General features: G+C 36.1%; 18 protein-coding genes. 10 read left to right on the top strand and 8 right to left on the bottom strand.

All coding sequences use genetic code 11. From position 1 onward, the window contains the following. Positions 1-17: 17 nt before the first annotated feature. Positions 18-674: an NUDIX hydrolase gene (locus ACH3O9_RS02680; RefSeq protein WP_416444126.1), complete on the top strand. Its 657-nt coding sequence runs from the start codon at positions 18-20 to the stop codon at positions 672-674. Positions 675-702: 28 nt separating this feature from the next. Here the strand turns inward: ACH3O9_RS02680 and lptB are convergent, their stop codons facing one another. From lptB to ACH3O9_RS02660, 4 genes are read right to left on the bottom strand one after another with little or no spacing between them, the layout of a single operon-like run. Then, entirely contained in the window at positions 703-1,443 is a 741-nt protein-coding gene (gene lptB / locus ACH3O9_RS02675) for an LPS export ABC transporter ATP-binding protein (protein ID WP_416444124.1), read from the bottom strand. 40 nt (positions 1,444-1,483) lie between these two features. Continuing rightward, on the bottom strand, positions 1,484-1,846 hold the full coding sequence (locus ACH3O9_RS02670) for a carboxymuconolactone decarboxylase family protein (RefSeq protein ID WP_416444122.1): 363 nt from the start codon (positions 1,844-1,846) through the stop codon (positions 1,484-1,486). 25 nt (positions 1,847-1,871) lie between these two features. Continuing rightward, the gene (tatC, locus tag ACH3O9_RS02665) at positions 1,872-2,711 is read right to left on the bottom strand and encodes a twin-arginine translocase subunit TatC (RefSeq protein ID WP_416444120.1); all 840 of its coding nucleotides are present in this window, start codon (positions 2,709-2,711) and stop codon (positions 1,872-1,874) included. Further along, positions 2,711-3,679, bottom strand: a complete 969-nt coding sequence (locus ACH3O9_RS02660; protein ID WP_416444118.1) for a KpsF/GutQ family sugar-phosphate isomerase — start codon at positions 3,677-3,679, stop codon at positions 2,711-2,713. Before ACH3O9_RS02660 ends, tatC begins: the two co-directional genes overlap by 1 nt. A gap of 84 nt (positions 3,680-3,763) precedes the next feature. Here ACH3O9_RS02660 and ACH3O9_RS02655 point away from each other — a divergent pair, with 84 nt between their 5' ends. The 3 genes from ACH3O9_RS02655 to ACH3O9_RS02645 all read left to right on the top strand — a co-directional run bounded on the left by ACH3O9_RS02655 (position 3,764) and on the right by ACH3O9_RS02645 (position 7,340). Further along, positions 3,764-5,959: a RecQ family ATP-dependent DNA helicase gene (locus tag ACH3O9_RS02655; RefSeq protein ID WP_416444116.1), complete on the top strand. Its 2,196-nt coding sequence runs from the start codon at positions 3,764-3,766 to the stop codon at positions 5,957-5,959. A gap of 140 nt (positions 5,960-6,099) precedes the next feature. After that, complete coding sequence (locus tag ACH3O9_RS02650) at positions 6,100-7,032, top strand: peptidylprolyl isomerase (RefSeq protein WP_416444114.1); 933 nt, start codon at positions 6,100-6,102, stop codon at positions 7,030-7,032. Between the two features lie 125 nt (positions 7,033-7,157). Beyond that, positions 7,158-7,340, top strand: a complete 183-nt coding sequence (locus ACH3O9_RS02645; protein WP_416444112.1) for a 30S ribosomal protein THX — start codon at positions 7,158-7,160, stop codon at positions 7,338-7,340. A gap of 106 nt (positions 7,341-7,446) precedes the next feature. On the opposite strand, the gene yaaA is transcribed toward ACH3O9_RS02645, so the two are convergent. Both yaaA and ACH3O9_RS02635 read right to left on the bottom strand, forming a co-directional pair. Beyond that, positions 7,447-8,211 carry a peroxide stress protein YaaA gene (yaaA, locus tag ACH3O9_RS02640; RefSeq protein WP_416444110.1) on the bottom strand — a complete coding sequence of 255 codons (765 nt, stop codon included), beginning with the start codon at positions 8,209-8,211 and terminating at the stop codon, positions 7,447-7,449. A 94-nt stretch (positions 8,212-8,305) separates the two neighbouring features. Beyond that, the gene (locus tag ACH3O9_RS02635) at positions 8,306-8,992 is read right to left on the bottom strand and encodes an ABC transporter ATP-binding protein (protein ID WP_416444108.1); all 687 of its coding nucleotides are present in this window, start codon (positions 8,990-8,992) and stop codon (positions 8,306-8,308) included. A 132-nt stretch (positions 8,993-9,124) separates the two neighbouring features. Here ACH3O9_RS02635 and ACH3O9_RS02630 point away from each other — a divergent pair, with 132 nt between their 5' ends. From ACH3O9_RS02630 to ACH3O9_RS02615, 4 genes are all read left to right on the top strand, one after another. After that, positions 9,125-9,844, top strand: coding sequence for a glycosyltransferase family 2 protein (locus ACH3O9_RS02630; RefSeq protein ID WP_416444106.1), 720 nt, complete (start codon positions 9,125-9,127; stop codon positions 9,842-9,844). A gap of 83 nt (positions 9,845-9,927) precedes the next feature. Further along, positions 9,928-10,605 (top strand): ArnT family glycosyltransferase, encoded by a 678-nt coding sequence (locus ACH3O9_RS02625; RefSeq protein WP_416444104.1) that lies wholly within the window; start codon positions 9,928-9,930, stop codon positions 10,603-10,605. Positions 10,606-10,607: 2 nt separating this feature from the next. Further along, positions 10,608-11,123 carry a hypothetical protein gene (locus tag ACH3O9_RS02620; protein ID WP_416444102.1) on the top strand — a complete coding sequence of 172 codons (516 nt, stop codon included), beginning with the start codon at positions 10,608-10,610 and terminating at the stop codon, positions 11,121-11,123. Between the two features lie 43 nt (positions 11,124-11,166). Beyond that, positions 11,167-12,615 (top strand): ArnT family glycosyltransferase, encoded by a 1,449-nt coding sequence (locus ACH3O9_RS02615; protein ID WP_416444100.1) that lies wholly within the window; start codon positions 11,167-11,169, stop codon positions 12,613-12,615. On the opposite strand, the gene ACH3O9_RS02610 is transcribed toward ACH3O9_RS02615, so the two are convergent. Together ACH3O9_RS02610 and ACH3O9_RS02605 are read right to left on the bottom strand one after the other, a co-directional pair. After that, positions 12,602-13,372 carry an O-methyltransferase gene (locus ACH3O9_RS02610; RefSeq protein WP_416444098.1) on the bottom strand — a complete coding sequence of 257 codons (771 nt, stop codon included), beginning with the start codon at positions 13,370-13,372 and terminating at the stop codon, positions 12,602-12,604. The two genes, ACH3O9_RS02615 and ACH3O9_RS02610, sit on opposite strands and share 14 nt — an antisense overlap. Before the next feature lie 10 nt (positions 13,373-13,382). Next, on the bottom strand, positions 13,383-15,257 hold the full coding sequence (locus ACH3O9_RS02605; protein ID WP_416446610.1) for an ABC-F family ATP-binding cassette domain-containing protein: 1,875 nt from the start codon (positions 15,255-15,257) through the stop codon (positions 13,383-13,385). A gap of 103 nt (positions 15,258-15,360) precedes the next feature. Between ACH3O9_RS02605 and ACH3O9_RS02600 the strand changes: the two genes are divergently transcribed. Both ACH3O9_RS02600 and ACH3O9_RS02595 read left to right on the top strand, forming a co-directional pair. Then, positions 15,361-16,155 carry a polysaccharide biosynthesis/export family protein gene (locus ACH3O9_RS02600; protein WP_416444096.1) on the top strand — a complete coding sequence of 265 codons (795 nt, stop codon included), beginning with the start codon at positions 15,361-15,363 and terminating at the stop codon, positions 16,153-16,155. Further along, positions 16,156-18,600, top strand: a complete 2,445-nt coding sequence (locus ACH3O9_RS02595; protein ID WP_416444094.1) for a polysaccharide biosynthesis tyrosine autokinase — start codon at positions 16,156-16,158, stop codon at positions 18,598-18,600.

Below are 18,600 nucleotides of genomic sequence, written 5' to 3'. Positions count from 1 at the left end.
TTAGTAAAAAATCATGCATGAATCAAACTTATCTTTCCAGTGAAACACTTTTAAATCTTGCCAAACAAGTAAAATCATTAGCAGATACGGGATTGGTTTTTAATCCTACAGGTTATGATGCAGAACGTTATGAGCAGTTGCAGGAAATTGCCGTTACTATGATAGGTGCTTTAGGTGTAACTCCGGTTGAGGTTCTCAACGATTTTTACCTGCCAGAGATCGATTATCCTACGCCAAAGGTCGATATTCGGGGTTTTGTTGTGAATGAGCAAAAGGAAATTTTACTGGTTAAAGAAAAAGTTGATGGCAAGTGGACACTGCCCGGAGGTTGGGCAGATATTGGTATGACTCCGGCAGAAGTTGTAGTAAAAGAAGTTGAAGAAGAAACAGGTTTACATGTTGAGCCAGTTCATATTTGTGCCGTTTACGACAAGCGTTGCCACCCGCACCCGCCACAAGCACATTATGTGTATAAGATCTTTTTTTATTGCGTATTAAAAGGAGGGATTATTGATCCTAATTTTGATATTCTTGATGTTGGCTGGTTTAAAATTGATGATCTTCCAGAACTTTCAGCCGATAGGATAGTTAAAGGTCAGCTGGAAAAAATCTACCAAAACGTGGTAAAAAACGGCCAAAAGACCACACTTTTTGACTCACTTTCTACTCACTGAATCTGGTGAAGTTTTATATTTTTTTCGCTTAGCTAAAAAGTTTTTTCTTTCTCAGCTCAAAGTTTTGGCCTAAATAAACTTTACGCACCATCTCGTCTGCGGCAAGTTCTTCAGGGATACCGTGCTTTAAAATGCTGCCTTCAAACATAAGATAGGTGTGATCTGTAATGGCAAGAGTTTCCTGTACATTGTGATCTGTGATTAAAATACCTATGTTTTTAGACTTTAGTTGGGCGACAATACGCTGAATGTCTTCTACAGCAACAGGATCTACACCTGCAAACGGTTCATCAAGAAGAATAAAATTGGGGTTTGTGGCCAAGGCACGAGCAATCTCAGTACGTCTGCGCTCACCACCAGAAAGTAAATCACCACGACTTTTACGAATGTGGCCAAGGCTGAACTCTTCTATAAGTTCTTCCATTTTTGCGTGTTGCTCTTTCTTACTCAGGTCTGTTAGCTGAAGCACGCTAAGAATATTATCTTCAATACTCAGTTTTCTAAATACCGAAGCTTCCTGGGCCAGATATCCTATCCCATTTTGTGCACGCTTGTACATGGGATATTTCGTAATGATCTTATCTTCAAGAAAGATGTTACCACCATTTGGTTTAACCAGACCTACGATCATGTAAAACGAGGTAGTTTTACCGGCACCGTTAGGACCCAAAAGACCTACAATCTCACCCTGATTAACTTCTACGGTAATGCCTTTAACGACCTGGCGGCCTTTATAGGATTTTACCAGATTCTCTGCTCGTAATTTCATGTAATAGGTTTATCAAGTATTGCACCAAACTTCTGGCGTACTATGCTTCCTGCTCTTCTAATGCCTCCCAGAATTCATAAGCGCGTCTTAGGTGAGGTATCACAATTGTACCGCCTATTAATGTGCCTATGCTCAGGGTTTCCATTATTTCATCTTTGGTAATTCCTTCTTTATAGCAGCTTTCAAGATGGTATTTTACGCAATCATCACAGCGTAGAACAGTTGATGCAACTAGACCCAGAAGTTCTTTAGTTTTTACATCAAGCGCGCCCGGCATAAAAGCGTTAGTATCAAGGTTAAAAATACGGTTTATGATCTTGTTTTTATCAGCCAGGATCTTATCGTTCATCTTAGAACGATAATCATTAAATTCTTGTACTGGGTTTTCGGTATTCTTAGACATATTTTTTAAACTAAAAAGTATAGCGTTATTTTTTTAGAACCTTCTTTAATTTGCGTTCTTCCTGTTTCATCACAAAACTTGAGATAAGAATACTTGCTTCATATAATATTAAAATAGGGATTGAAACAATTACTTGTGTCGAAATATCTGGCGGAGTAATTATAGCCGAAATAATCAATACGATCACCAGTGCGTACTTGCGATATTTACGTAAGAACTGCGGTGTTACCAAGCCAATTTTAGTAAAGAAATATATGATGATAGGAAGTTCAAAAATAAGACCGGCTGCCAATGCGCTAGAGCGTACCAGACCGATGTAAGAATCTATATCAAACTCATTTTTAACTTCATTACCCACGGTGAAGTTGGCTAAAAAGTTTATTGATAAAGGAGCAATGATGTAGAAACCAAATAAAACACCAAGAAAGAAAAGCAGTGATGAGATCACGATAAATCCGCGTGAGTTGTTGCGTTCATTCTCATAAAGACCGGGAGAAATAAACTTCCAGAATTCATACATTATATATGGAAATCCCAGAACAACACCACCAATAATAGAAGTCCATATAGCGGCACTAAACTGCCCGCCCATGGTTCGGTTTTGAATTATAAAATTCATTTCTTCTTCTACGCAACCTTTATCAGAGCCAAAAACCTGAGCCATCCTGCAGAGAAAATCGTAAGAAATAAAATCAGGTTTTGCGGGAGCAAAGATGATTTCTTCAAACACAAAATCTCTGAAGATAAAGATGAGTACTCCTAAAATTACAACAGAAAGTGTAGCTCTTATTAAGTGCCAGCGTAATTCTTCAAGATGATCCAAAAAGGACATTTCATGTTGCTCACTTGTTTTTTTTCTTGCCATTATAGTATTCCTTCTTTTATTAAATCATGTATGTGAATCACACCAGAATAATTGTTGTTATTATCTATTGCCAGTAGTTGCGATATACTATTCTCTTCTAATATCTCTAATGCCTCTGCGGCCATTGCGGTATCGTTAATGTATTTAGGGTTTTTGCTCATAATGTCACTTGCAGTCAGTCCGCTAAGTACATCATGTTTCTCTAACATACGGCGTATGTCACCATCTGTGATGATTCCTACGATTTTATTGTTTTCTGAAACAGCAGCAACACCAAGCATTTTCTTAGAAATTTCAATAATTACATCTTTAATAGATGTATGCGGTGCAACTTCTGGCTTATCATGCAAACTTAAAAGATCACTAACACGCAGATATAATTTTTTACCCAAAGCACCACCAGGATGGTACTTTGCAAAATCGCTTGTAGAGAAACCTCTAAGATCAAGAAGAGCAATTGCCAATGCATCTCCCATCACAAGTTGTACGGTGGTACTTGTAGTGGGAGCAAGATTGTGCGGGCATGCTTCTTTTTCCGCGTAAGCGTGCAAAATATAATCTGATTGTTTACCTAAATATGAGTCACGATTAGATGTTATCGCAATTATGGTATTATTATTGTTTTTGATAAACGGGACGAGAACTTTTATCTCTGGAGTGTTACCACTCTTAGAAACGCAGATTACGATATCGTCTTTTAAAATTGTACCCAGGTCACCGTGAATAGCATCTGCAGCATGCATAAAAATGGCAGGCGTGCCTGTAGAATTAAGGGTGGCTACAATTTTTTGTGCTATAATGGCACTTTTACCTACGCCGGTTAAAATGATGCGGCCTTTAGAATTGTAGATTAATTCTACGGCCTCAGCAAATTCCTGATCGATTAGATCAATCAGGTTAGTGATGGCTTTATTTTCTATGGTAATTGTCCGTTTAGCGTTGATAACGATCTGCTCGTGGATATTCAAGAGATAAGTATTTATGCCGTTTGTATGTCCTAAAGAAATTAGTATATTTAGATTGCAAATGTATGCAAAATTGAATAAGGATTAATGAGTTCAGAAGAAATAGACTTAAACGCCGCACTCAAAAAATATTTTGGTTTTAGCCAGTTTAAAGGCCTTCAGGAAAAGGTAATTACAAGTATAGTTAACAGGCATCATACTTTTGTGATTATGCCAACGGGTGGCGGGAAGTCACTTTGTTATCAATTGCCGGCTCTTATACAAGAAGGAACTGCGATCGTGGTTTCCCCTCTTATTGCTCTTATGAAGAATCAGGTTGATGCCCTTAGGGGTATATCTAATGAGCATGGTATTGCCCATGTTTTGAATTCTTCTTTGAACAAAAGCGAAATAAAACAGGTTAAAGAAGATATTGCTAACGGTATTACAAAACTGCTGTATGTGGCACCAGAATCGCTTACAAAAGAAGAAAACGTAGAGTTCCTGAGAGAACATACGCTTTCATTTGTAGCGATTGACGAAGCGCATTGTATAAGTGAGTGGGGACACGATTTTAGACCAGAATATCGCAATCTGCGAACGATTATTAAGCGCCTGGGAGATGATATTCCTATTATAGCAGTTACTGCGACAGCGACTCCAAAGGTTCAGGAAGATATTTTAAAGAATCTGGGTATTTCATCTGCAAATACTTTTAAGGCATCTTTTAACAGGCCAAATCTTTACTATGAAATACGTCCTAAAACTAAAGACGTTGATGCAGATATAATACGTTTTGTGAAACAAAATGAAGGTAAGAGCGGCATTATTTACTGCCTTAGCAGAAAGCGTGTTGAAGAACTCGCACAGGTGCTTCAGGTTAATGGTATTTCTGCCGTACCCTATCATGCTGGTTTAGATGCTAAAACGCGTGTTAAACATCAGGATATGTTCCTTATGGAAGATGTTGACGTTGTTGTTGCTACTATTGCCTTTGGTATGGGTATCGATAAGCCAGATGTGCGATTTGTGATACATCACGATATCCCAAAAAGTATAGAAAGTTATTATCAGGAAACAGGTCGTGCGGGCCGTGATGGTGGCGAAGGTCATTGTCTCGCTTACTACGCTTATAAGGATATTGAGAAGCTTGAGAAATTTATGAGTGGCAAGCCTGTGGCCGAGCAGGAGATAGGTCATGCATTGCTGCAGGAAGTGGTCGCTTTTGCAGAAACTTCTATGTCAAGACGCAAATTTATTCTGCATTATTTTGGGGAAGAATTTGATAATGAGACCATGCCTGGTGGTGATCTTGACGATAATGTGCGCAATCCCAAGAAAAAGCATGAAGCGCAGGATGATGTTGTAAAAGTACTTGAGGTTGTTAAAAAAACCGGTGAAATATATAAAGGCAAAGAACTAGTTAATACCTTAGTAGGTAAAGCAAACGCTGTCATATCATCACATATGACAGATAAAGAAGATTACTTTGGTATAGGTAAAGGGCGTGATGCACATTACTGGAAAGCTCTTTTACGCCAAATATTAGTAGCAGGTTTTTTAAAAAAGGATATTGAGACTTATGGTGTCATTAAGATGACAGATAAGGGGACTAAATTTCTCAATAAACCTAAGTCATTCATGATGACAGAAGATCACATGTATGACGAGAATGCAGATAATAGCATTGTTAAAGCTGGCAAGGGCATGGGCGCAGACCCCAAGCTTGTGGCTATGCTTAAAGACCTGAGAAAAAAAGTAGGTAAGAAAAAAGATGTGCCTCCTTATGTTGTTTTTCAAGATCCTTCTCTTGAGGATATGGCGCTTAAATACCCAACTTCTATAGAAGAAATGTCTAATGTTTTTGGTGTAGGAGAGGGCAAAGCTAAAAAATACGGGAAAGAATTTATAGATCTTATCACCAGATATGTTGCAGATAATGATATTATAAAACCAGACGATCTTGTAGTTAAATCTACGGGTTCTAATAGCGCACTTAAGCTCTATATTATACAAAATGTAGACCGTAAACTTCCGCTTGATGATATCGCTTCGGCGAAAGGTCTTGAAATGACAGATTTTGTTAAGGAAATGGAAGCTATTGTTTACAGCGGCACAAAACTTAATATTGATTATTGGATTGATGAGATCTTAGACGAAGATCAGCAAGAAGAACTTCATGAATATTTTATCGATTCTGAATCTGATAAAATTGAGGATGCTATGGAAGAATTTGACGGCGATTATGATGACGAGGAATTGAGATTGTACCGTATTAAATTTATAAGCGAGGTCGCTAATTAATTAGAACTCCCCATAAATTTATAAAAGCACCTTATATACGAGGTGCTTTTTCTTTTCGCCATAAGGCAATGAAAATTAATACTAATTTTTAACCTTTACAGATAAGGCTTACCTTTGTCACTCAATTTTAAAATAGTGTCATGCAAGACGGAATATACGCGAAATTTCATACGCCTAAAGGCGAAATTTTAATCAAACTTACTCACGACAAAACTCCGGGAACGGTAGGGAACTTTGTTTCACTAGCCGAAGGGAATTTAGAAAATTCTGCTAAACCACAAGGAGAACCTTTTTATAACGGACTCAAATTTCACCGGGTTATACCTGATTTTATGATTCAGGGAGGAGATCCTAAAGGTACAGGCACAGGAGATCCCGGTTACAAATTTGATGATGAGTTTCATCAGGATTTGAGACATGATACGCCCGGAGTACTTTCTATGGCAAATTCTGGTCCTGGTTCTAACGGTAGTCAGTTTTTTATCACACATGTGGCTACACCATGGTTAGATAATAAGCACACAGTTTTTGGAAATGTTGTAGAAGGTCAGGATGTTGTTGATGCTATCGCGCAGGGTGATACTATGGACAAGGTTGAAATCATAAGAGTAGGAGAAGAAGCTGAAAAATGGAATTCTGTTGAGGCTTTTCGCACTTTTGAAGGCTCACGCGAGAAAAGACTAGCTGAGGAGAAAGCAAAACAAGCTGAAGAACTAGATAAAATAGCTAAAGGTTTTAAAGTTACAGATAGCGGTTTGCGTTACCAGATCATACAAGAGGGTAGTGGAGCAAAAGCTCAAAAAGGTAAAGTTGTTTCTGTACATTATAAAGGTCAGTTAGCAGATGGTACTGTATTTGACAGTTCGTACAAGCGCAACCAACCCATAGATTTTGAATTGGGCGTGGGTCAGGTAATTTCAGGATGGGATGAAGGTGTAGGTCTTTTAAAAGTAGGTGATAAAGCTCGCTTTGTAATTCCTTCTAACTTAGGTTACGGTAGTCGTGGTGCAGGTGGTGTTATTCCTCCAGATGCTACACTTATATTTGACGTAGAATTGATGGATGTAAAGTAAATTTTAAATACATACATTAAAAAAGCCCCTAAGTAGGGGCTTTTTTATGCTTTTTACCCGATTTTTTAGCAATTTTTTTAGGTTTTAAAAGTGGTAATTATTTAATTTTAAGAAAGTTAAAAATTATGGGAAAAGGAGATATAAAAACCAGGAGAGGTAAAATACATATTGGTTCTTATGGTAAGAGAAGAAAACGCAATTCTAAGAAAGCCACAGTAGCCGATGTGCCCACAAAACAAAATTCTACAAAGACCTTAAGTGCAGAGGAGCAAAAATCTTCATCAAAAGACAATCTTGTAGAAGGATAGTTAGGAAGATTGACTTTATAGTCATCCATATCTTATTAGGCCTGTCTATTTTCGAGATGTCACGCTATAAATATAGATAAAGGTTTAAAATGCCAGTATCGGCGTTTTATCTTACAAATACAAATTCATTTTTATCTGGGTTTGAGTATTGTTCGCTATAGCCATAGCCGTCATAATCAAAACCTTTTAGTTCATCTATAGAACTTACTTCTTTGTCAATAACATAGCGTACCATAGAGCCTCTGGCTTTTTTGGCATAAAAAGAAATGATTTTTAATTTACCGTTTTTGTAATCCTTGAAAATAGGAGTTATAACAGGAACCTTAAGTTTATCTGTTTTGACAGATTTGAAATATTCCTGACTAGCCAAGTTTAAGAAAATCTCATCATCAGCCAATTCCTCATTTAATTTTTTGGTTATTTTTTCGCCCCAAAAATCATATAAATCTTCATTTTTGCCTGATTTTAATTTAGTCCCCATTTCCAGACGGTAGGGTTGCATAAGGTCTAAAGGTTTCAATACACCATAAAGTCCGGAAAGAATACGCAACGTATTCTGTAAAAGGTCAAGCTTTTTTACGGGGATGGTATAGGCGTCAAGACCACTATAAACATCGCCATCAAAAGCATAAACAGCGGGGCGCGAATTTTCTTTTGTAAAAGGTGTTGTAAAAGATTTATAACGGTGGTAATTGAGATCAGCAAGTTTATCGCTAATACTCATTAGCTCTGAGATTTCAGCTTTAGTTTTGCGTTCAAGCTTCTTATTTAAAATTTCGGCCTGATCTAGAAAAATAGGCTGTGTGGCACGATTAGTAGGTAATTTTGATTCAAAATCGAGCGATTTTGCCGGGGAAACAACAATTTTCATATTCTTTATATCTACCGGCAAAAATAGGTATAACTGAAATTGTTAATGTCTATTTGATATAATTTTTTAGAATAGGTAATAACTGCAATTGATACTAGTGGGGATTGCGCTCATCACTTTCTATTAAACCATCTCGCAATCTTATGATACGGTGGGCGTGTTCTGCAATATCTTCCTCATGCGTTACCAAAATAACTGTATTTCCTGCTGCATGAATTTCATCAAATAAACTCATTATCTCTACAGATGTCTTTGAATCGAGGTTACCAGTAGGCTCATCTGCAAGTATAATAGACGGTTTGTTTACAAGTGCCCGCCCTACAGCCACACGCTGACGTTGTCCTCCTGAAAGCTGGTTAGGTTTATGATCCATACGATCTGCCAGGCCAACGTCTGTAAGAACTTCTTCTGCACGCTTTCTGCGATCTGGCTTAGAGTAACCTGCGTAAACCATAGGTAAAGCTACGTTATCTAAAGCGGTCGTTCTGGGAAGTAAATTAAAGGTCTGGAAAACGAAACCAATTTCTTTATTTCTAACTTCGGCAAGTTCGTCATCAGACATATCACTAACATCTCTGCCGTTGAGTACATAGGTGCCAGAAGTAGGAGTATCAAGACAACCAAGAAGATTCATTAAAGTAGATTTTCCTGATCCTGACGGACCCATAAACGCAACATATTCTCCTTTATCTATATCGAGGTCAATACCTTTAAGCACTTTTACAACCTCATTTCCTAAAGGGAAATCCCTTTTAATGTCTCTAATCTTAATTAAATTCATCTAAAATATTTATAACGAATATAGGGCATAAGTAGATCAAATTGAGATTTTGTTACAGAATGTCGCAGTAAATATGAATAAATGATGTCATTACTAAATCTAATATATTTGCCAGGTCGTTTAAAATAATTCATGAGCAAAACACTGTCTATTCTTGTTCCCGCTTATAATGAGGAAAACACTATTGTTGAACTTTTAGAAGTTCTTTTAAATTTAGATTTGAAACATTCCATAAATAAGGAGGTTATTGTGGTTGATGACGGCTCTAGTGATAATACTGTAAATCTTATTGAGCAATTTATACAAAGGTACCCTTCATTCAATATAAGGCTTATAAATCAACCTTATAACATGGGTAAAGGTGCAGCCCTGCACAAGGGAATAGAGAGTGCGACAGGTGATTTTATTATAATTCAGGATGCAGATCTTGAGTATGATCCTGAAGAATTCAATATTTTACTTCAGCCAATTTTATTGGGAAGGGCTGATGTCGTATATGGATCGAGATTTATGGGAGGTAACCCACACCGTATTTTATTTTTTTGGCATACAGTAGGAAATAAATTTCTCACATTTACTAGTAATATGTTCACAAATCTCAATCTTACTGATATGGAGAGTTGTTATAAGATGTTTAAAGCAGAGGTTCTTAAGAAGATAGTGCTGAAAGAAAAAAGATTTGGTTTTGAGCCCGAGATCACCGCTAAGATTGCAAGAATCCCGAAAATTAGAATTTATGAAGTGGGCATTTCATACTATGGGCGTACTTACGAGGAAGGGAAAAAAATTAACTGGAAAGATGGTTTTAGAGCTTTATGGTGTATTCTTAAATATAATCTTATCTCAATATAACCTTGTTTAAAAATATTTCATTCAATCATATTGCTATTCTTTGCGCATGTATTTCTTGCGTCTGTCTCTTATATAACTTTAAGTTGGGTTACAATAATAGGTATAATGCAGGTGGAGATGCTTTAGATTATATTTCATTAGGTACCGTTCTTGCAAAGACAGGATATTATGGTAAGGCAGAGGATTCAGATGATCACATATTGAATGATTTTCAGAATGGAAACGTTGAAAATAAATCTTATAAATTTAAAAAGCATAGCACTTGGAGACCTCCATTATGGCCTGGGCTTATTGCATTTGTTTTCCTGATATTTGGCTATAAGTTATTATATATTTTAATATTCAAAGTTGTTATACATCTTATTGGCGTTGGGTTGTTTTATAAAATACTACGGCTTCTAGAATATGACAAATGGTATATTTTAATAGGTGCTTTTATTTATTCGGTTAGTCCGGTTTACCAGATTTATGGCCGAGTATTCCTGGTAGAACCTTTAACTTTATTTATAATAACTGTATTTCTATATTATCTTTTGAAATGTCAAAAGAATACAAGGGGTTTTGCATTATTGGGATTAACGGGGGCATTAGTAATTTTATCTCATCCGTATTATATCTTCTTGCCTTTTACAATTTACTTAATGCTTGTCTTATCTAAGCAAATACAAACTAAACATTTTATCATTTCTTCTGTTATTTCTCTATTCATCGTAGCACTATGGCCAATAAGAAATGCAATAGTTCTAAAACAAATTCATTAATAATGACAACTTCTTCAGGAGCGGTTATGGCAAAAGGATGGAATAAAGAAGTACCACAACTTCATACAAATACCCAAGGTGATCTGGCAGATGAGGGCTTGGTGTTAAAAGAGGGGGAGGAAGTAAATGTTCAAAATGAAATTGATGCCTCAAAACAATATAGTCATTCGGTCGTACAATTTATAAAAGAGAATAAGAAGTTGATTGTGCCTATAATTCTTACGAAATTAAAAAGTGCTTTTAATCCTTTAGCAGAGACTCCAAAACCAGGAATACTGGAAACAGGAAGAGTAAGTTTTCATATACTAGCATTGCTGGCGTCTATTTTTCTACTATTTAGAGGGGCAGATTTAGTAAGAGCATTAAACATTTCACTTATCCTATCTACCGTTTTAATTGCTATTATAACATATTCCGGATTTCGGTTTAGATCACCTCAATTTGTACTCGAATTACTTTTAATAGTAGAATGCTTAAATAATTTGAAAAAGGAAATAAATAGGAGATTCTTTCTATAACGTATTAAATAAGACCGCACAGGGTTTTAAGTTATTCTATCAAATGTATTTAAAATATAGTAAAGCGGTTGCATTCATTATACTTTTCATAGGTCTTGTGCTGCGTTTATATTGTCAATTTATTAATTGGACATTTAATGGAGATGAAATTAATCTTGCCAGAAATATTATAAACAGATCATATGATCAACTTCTCTACCCATTAGATTATGGTCAAAGTGCTCCACCCCTTTTTCTTATTTTACAAAAAGCGGTTTTTATAGATGGTCATCCTGAGTTTTCGCTTAAAATATTGAATTTTATACTTTCAGCTTTAGGCCTTTTTCTATTCTTTGAAGTTGTTAGGAGATGTAAATACAGCATAGGTTACTTAAGTGCCTTGGCATTTATGTGCTGCTCACCTTTTGTTATTTATAATACACTTACATTAAAGCAATATTCTTTTGATTTGACATTAGGCATATTTTCAATTCTTCTTTTTACTAAAACTAATAAGTGGAAGCAACTTATATTTTTTATTATTTTTTGTTTAGTGAGTAATGTAGCCTCATTTTTCTGCGCTGGTATCGTCATCTGGAAAATAATTAAGCAGTGTAGATTTCCTTTAATTTTCGAGACAAAACTTGTCTATTCATACCTCCCTTATCTTGCGGCCCCCATACCGTACGTTATATTTTTTGTTTGGTTTATAAATCAAGAGGGAGCATCACAACTGCAGAGTTATATGATGCAATATTGGCAAAATTCTTTTCTGCCGTTAAACGGTGAGTTCTTTATCTGGACTTTCTACATGTTACACGGATTGATTGTGTATATTTTCTCCTCATATCTTATGATAGGAGTATTAATGGCTACAATATCTATACTAGGGTCTGGAGTCATATTACGTAATTTTTTTATTAAAAAGAACAATGATTTTATTAATGACTTTGTAGGGATTTATGCTTCTACTTTAGCTATTCATTTATTCTTATCTGCTCTCAAACTATATCCATTTTCTGATAGGTTATATGTTTATTTGGCTCCAGTATTTTATGTTTTGTTAGCTGAAGGTCTTGATTTATTAGTAGCTACAAAAAAATATAAAATTTTAGTGAACAGAGTACTGGTCCTTTTGATACCGCTTTTTATAATCTCTTTGTTGTTATCATACTTTCCTTATCAGGATAATGACATAAATCAACTTACCAAGGTGGTAAATAACAAAAAAGGAAAAATTTATATAACTAATAAGGCTATGTCCGCAATAAAGACCTGGCAAACTGTTATGGCAGATTATAAGACCGGAGAAGTGTTAAAGAATAGCACGTATTTGCCGCAAAAGAACTTTGCACACAATTCATTAATTGTATCGCGACAACAAATTAAATATGGTCACGATAATAGATATAGTAGTCCCGAACCAGAGATACAAAGTCTTTTAGAAAGCAATCTTATAGAAGTAGAAGAGAAATTAAATGGTTTTGTAATATATAAACCTAAAGCCGAATAGCAAAATGCTCTTCTCGCTGTTCTTTACGAAAGAAAACAAAACCTAACCAAAAACAATCTAGTGTAACCTGCACTTTGGGATGTGATTGTATGCATTTCCAGGCTTGCTGCATATCTTCAGACCAGTAGATGTCATCAAAAATCCAGACTGAATCATTAGTTGCAGTGGACAGCAGTTTTTCAAAATAGGCCAATGTAGCTTCTTTGCTATGGTTTCCATCAAAGTAAATGAGATCAAACTTCTTGTCGAGCAGATTATGTATGCTTTCTGTGAAATCACCTTTTAGTATTGATACATTTTCTACACCGGCAGCAATAAGTGAGTCGTTTGCTTTCGCGGAAGTTTCCGGGCAACCTTCAAGAGACGTGACTCTGGTGTTTTTGGCCAAAGCCAACGAAATTGTACTTAAACCCAGAGAAGTGCCCAGCTCCAGAATCTCTTTGGGCTCAAAATAATTAACCACACGATAAAGCAATTTCATTCTGTTATGCGTTGCTCCGGCGTGTTTTGCAATGTCTGAAACTTTTCTGTTATTAGATTTAAAAACCCGCGATCCAGAGCCAAAATCGGTTATTTTAAGGGTAAAATCGTCCCGTGATAAAGCGTTTTTGTAATTATTTAAAATATTATAATCGTCATACCTTGTCTTATCATAAAGACATTTGGTCACAAAATCATATACAAAGGGAGAATGTACACTGTGTTGATTTGTAGAACGCAATAAAAAAGACAGATATTTCTTTATTTGGAAAATCACCTAATAAAATTTACTCTTCCAGCTTTGCTCCCAGCTCAAACCAGCGCTCTGTTTTCTGCTCGATGGCTTCTTCAATATTCTTCAGTTCAAGAGAAGCTTTATTAATTTCATCGCCGGCGAGGTCTGGGTTTAAAAATTCTTTCTCTTTTGTAAGTTTATCCCGTTCTAACTGCGCGATTTCTCGTTCCAGTTTATTGTATTCCTTTTGCTCCTGATAAGAGAGGGTATTACTGGCAGTCTTCCAATTATCTTTTGTAGTAGATTTTTCAGTTTCTACCGCTTTTGGTTGCTCAGTTTCAGTTGAAATACTGGTGTCATAAGCCCTAAAATCGGAATAATTACCCGGAAAATCGTCTACAATACCGCTTCCGCGAAAAACAAAAAGGTGATCAACGATCTTATCCATGAAATACCTGTCATGAGAAACAACAAGCAGACAACCCGGAAAATCGAGTAGAAAACTTTCAAGGACATTGAGCGTTACAATATCAAGATCATTTGTAGGCTCATCGAGAATAAGAAAGTTAGGATTTTGAATCAAAACTGTACACAGGTACAAGCGTTTACGCTCACCCCCACTCAGTTTTTCAACAAAATCATATTGCTTTTTGCGGTCAAAGAGAAAACGCTCCAGCAATTGTTGTGCAGATATTTGCCTGCCTTTTTTTAACGGAATGTAATCACCAAACTCTCTAATGACATCAATAACTTTTTGACCATTTTTTATAGTAATTCCCTTTTGCGTATAATACCCAAAGCGGATAGTCTCACCTACTACAATTTTTCCGCCATCTGGCTCAAGGTTACCGGTAAGCATATTTAAGAATGTAGATTTACCGGTACCATTCTTACCAATAATCCCAATGCGCTCTCCTTTTTGAAAATTATATTCAAATTTATCAAGAATAACGCGTTGCTTAAACGATTTTGAGACTTTATGGAATTCAACAATTTTGCTGCCCAGGCGTTCCATATTCAGCTCCAGCTGTACTTCATGATCCTGACGGCGTTTGCTGGCACGGTCTTTTATTTCATGAAAATCATCAATGCGGGATTTTGATTTAGTTGTTCTAGCCTTGGGCTGCCGGCGCATCCAGTCTAATTCTTTCTTATATAATTGTTTTGCTTTCCCCGTTTCCGCTTCTTCGGTCGCAAGTCTGGCATCTCTTTTATCGAGATAATAGGAGTAATTGCCTTTATAACTATAAAGTTTCCCTTCATCAAGCTCTATGATCTCATTGCAAACACGCTCTAGAAAGTAACGGTCATGCGTTACCATAAATAAGGTGATATTTTCTTTGGCGAAATAAGTTTCTAACCATTCTATCATCTCGAGGTCAAGATGGTTGGTAGGTTCATCAAGAATTAGAAGATCTGGGCGATCTAGCAGAATTGTTGCTAGTGCTAAACGTTTTTTCTGCCCCCCGCTTAGTTTTTCAACCTTACGATCGAGATCTTCAAGCTTTAGCTGAGATAGAATTTGTTTGTATTGCGTTTCAAAATCCCATGCCTGCAGCGCTTCCATTTTATCAAAGGCTATTTGATAAGCATCTGCATCTTCCATATTTTCTAGGGCTTTCTCATAAGCCGCAATGACCTGAAGCGTCTCATTATCGCTGTCAAATATGGTTTCTTCTACAGTTAGATTTCCATCAAGATCAGGTTCCTGAGGTAAAAAGGATATTTTAATACCTTTTCTATACACCACCTGCCCGTCATCTGGCATGGCACTACCGGCCAATATTTGTAAAAGAGAAGTTTTACCGGTTCCATTTTTTGCTACTAAACCTATTTTTTGGTTTTCGCTTATTCCAAAAGATAATTCCTTAAAAAGTACCTTCTCGCCAAAGCTTTTGGCTACAGATTCAACCGAAACATAATTAATTGCGCTCATGCCGCGAATTTAATGGTAAAAAACCTAAAAAAAACTTCAAAATTTTATTATTAAAGTTGAAAACCTATATTTGTCAGATTGCAACCCCAGCTATATGAAATTGCCTACTGTTCTTATTCTTTTGATTTTATTTGCGACAGTATCTTCATGCATACCTACAAAAGATCTAACCTATTTACAGCAAAAAGGTTCACAGCAGGACAGTCTTGTCGCTATAACCCTGCAACAGCGCCCTTATCGCGTTCAGATAAATGATGTTTTAAGTATACGAGTAAAGGCTCTTGATCAAAAATTAGTTGAATTATTTAATCCTGTTTCTACGGGAACTGAAGGTGCTTCTTTAGGCGAGGGCTATTATTATGACGGTTTTGCGGTAGACAGGCATGGCAAAATAAGGGTTCCCACTTTGGGTGAAATTTCAGTTTTAGGATATACGGTTGAAGAAATACGTGAAATTATTGAGAAGAAACTTCTTGATGATTATTTTACTGAGGAAGCAAACATATTTGTTACAGTAAAATTAGCCGGGATTAAATATACAATTGCAGGTGAAGTAACCAGCCCTGGTACAAAGGTAGAATTAACAGAGCAGTTGACTTTAATGGAGGCGATTGCTAATAGCGGAGATATTTTAATAACAGGTGATCGTAAGGATATTGTTATTATACGGCAATACGCGGGTGGGCAATCTGTAAACCATATTGATCTCACGAGTATTGATGCGATGAACTCACCTTATTATTATGTTCAGCCTAATGATCTTATTCTGGTCAACCCGCTGCCTCAAAAATCATTTGGATCGGGAACGACTGGTTTGCAGTCATTTACTACAATTTTATCTATAGTAACAGCGCTCACAACTGCAATCCTTCTTTTTATACGGCTTTAGATGGAAGATGAATTTGAAATAAGAAATCAGCAGAATTTTTTTGATTTTAAAGGCTTTTTGATCAAAATATTGAGCTATTGGCCACTATTTCTAATCTGCCTGGCTATTGCATTTTATATTGCTCACTACATAAACGTAAGAAAGCAGACCGTGTATCGTATTAGTAATATGATAACGGTAAAAGATGATCAAAATCCCTTTTTTACAAGTAACACCAGTCTTACATTTAACTGGGGAGGCACTACAGATAAAGTACAAACGGCAGAAATATTATTAAAATCACGTAGTCATAATGAAGAAGTAGTACGTGAATTAAAATACTACATTGAATATCTTAGGCAAGGAGAATATCATCTGGAAGATGTTTATGGCAAAACACCTTTTAGTGTAGATATAAACACAAATAAGACACAGCTCATCAATAAAACATTGAAAGTTGTTTTCGTATCTGGTGATAGGTTCGAATTATCTATTGAATTTAACGGTGGTGACGGCGTTTTACAGGATTATAAAACTGACATGGACACTACTTTGTCTTTACCGAAACAGAACGTTTCATCACAGTATGCTTTAGGAGACCCAATTAATTTACCCTATTTAAATTTCAAATTACAGCCTACAGCGATAAAAGCAAAAGAAGGTGAAGAATATTATATCCGTTTTAATCAATTTGACAACGCTGTAAATAGATACAATAGCGTAAGTATTGAGCAAACCCCAAGAGGTTCAAGTATTTTGTCTCTTAATATGGTAGGGACCAATAAAAAAAGACTTGTTGATTACTTAAATACTTCAGTGCGTCTCTTGAGTGAAAGCCAATTGGAGAGAAAAAATCTATTTGCAACTAAAACAATTCAGTTCATAGATAGCAGCCTTGCGGCGAAAACAACTGAATTACAAAATGTACAGGATGAACTTAACTCTTTTCGTGATCAAAATAAAAGTGTGGGAATTTCTGGAGACGAAACAAGTTTAATTACTAAAATAACTGATTTAGACCTTCAAAAACAAAATATTGAACAGCAGTTACAAAATTATTCTTCTCTTCAAACTTATCTGCGTACACATCAAAACTACGCCACAGACTTTCCGGCACCATCTATCGCAGGGATAGGTGAAGGAATTATTAGTCAGGGAGTTGCTAGTCTGGTAGAACTTTCTGAGGAAAGGAACAGGTTGAAATATACAGCAAAACCAGGCAATCCTGTATTCAGCGATCTTGACAGGAGGATCGACGCAATTAAAAATGTTATTCTTGAAAATATACAATCTTCACAGGATTTAATGAGTGAAAGACTGAATGACATTCGGAGAAATATTGCCAATGCTGAAAGTCAGATGCGAACGCTTCCAAAGGAGCAACAAGAACTTTTAAGTATTCAGAGGAGATATAGCGTTAGCGAAAGTACATACGGGGTTTTTATGGAGAAGCGGAACGAGGCAGGAATTATAAAAGCTGCCAATGTTTCTGACATACAAGTAATAGATTCTGCAAAAGATACCGGGGGTGGTGCTATAGGTCCTAATACCAATACCAACTATGTGATGGCAGCCATCGCGGGATCTATAGTTCCTTTTGTATTTGTTTTCTTGTTGGTTTTTTTCGATAATAAAATTGGTAATCCTGATGAAATAAAAAATTTATCAAGAATACCGATCCTTGGCACAATAGGAAAAAGCACGCTGTCTACTAATTTAATCGTCCTTAAACAACCTAAATCAGCTATTGCCGAAGCTTTTAGAGGACTGCGGTCAAGTCTGCAGTTTATTTATAGAAATAATAATATTACTGGGGCTAAAACTGTAATGGTTACATCTTCTGTTAGTGGTGAAGGCAAAACCTTTTGTTCTATAAATCTGGCGACAGTTTTCGCTCTTAGTGAGCGTAAAACGGTTTTAGTGGGATTAGATCTAAGAAAGCCCAAGATATTTGATGACTTTGCTTTGCCCAACGAAGTAGGAGTAGTAGATTATTTGGTGGGAAGAAACGACCTTGAAGAAATTATCCAGAAAACTGAAATTCCACATTTGGATGTAATTCTTGCAGGTGAAATACCCCCCAATCCTTCAGAGCTTTTGATGAGTGAACAGATGGATAAATTGATGAGAGATTTAAAAGAAGAATATGATTACATAATTCTAGATACTCCACCGGTAGGTCTGGTCTCAGACTCCATGGAATTACAATCATATGCAGATGCTACTTTGTATATCCTTAGACAAAATTTCACGAATAAAGGGATGCTTCAATTTGTAAATGAAAAGTATAGAAAAGGTGAGATAGGCAATATAAGTTTTGTTTTGAATTGTTTTAGAATGAAAGGTAAATATGGTTATGGGTACGGCTATGGCTATGGAGGTTATGGAAAAGCATATCATGAAGAAGATGATTCTGGTTTAAAAAATAGAATCAATAAATTCTTTGGAAAATTGGGTAGAAAATAA

The sequence above is a fragment of the Leeuwenhoekiella sp. A16 genome, from assembly GCF_047946675.1.
Classification (GTDB): Bacteria; Bacteroidota; Bacteroidia; order Flavobacteriales; family Flavobacteriaceae; genus Leeuwenhoekiella.
Note: the sequence above shows the minus strand (reverse complement) of the source record. Positions and strands in the feature narration are given on the sequence as shown.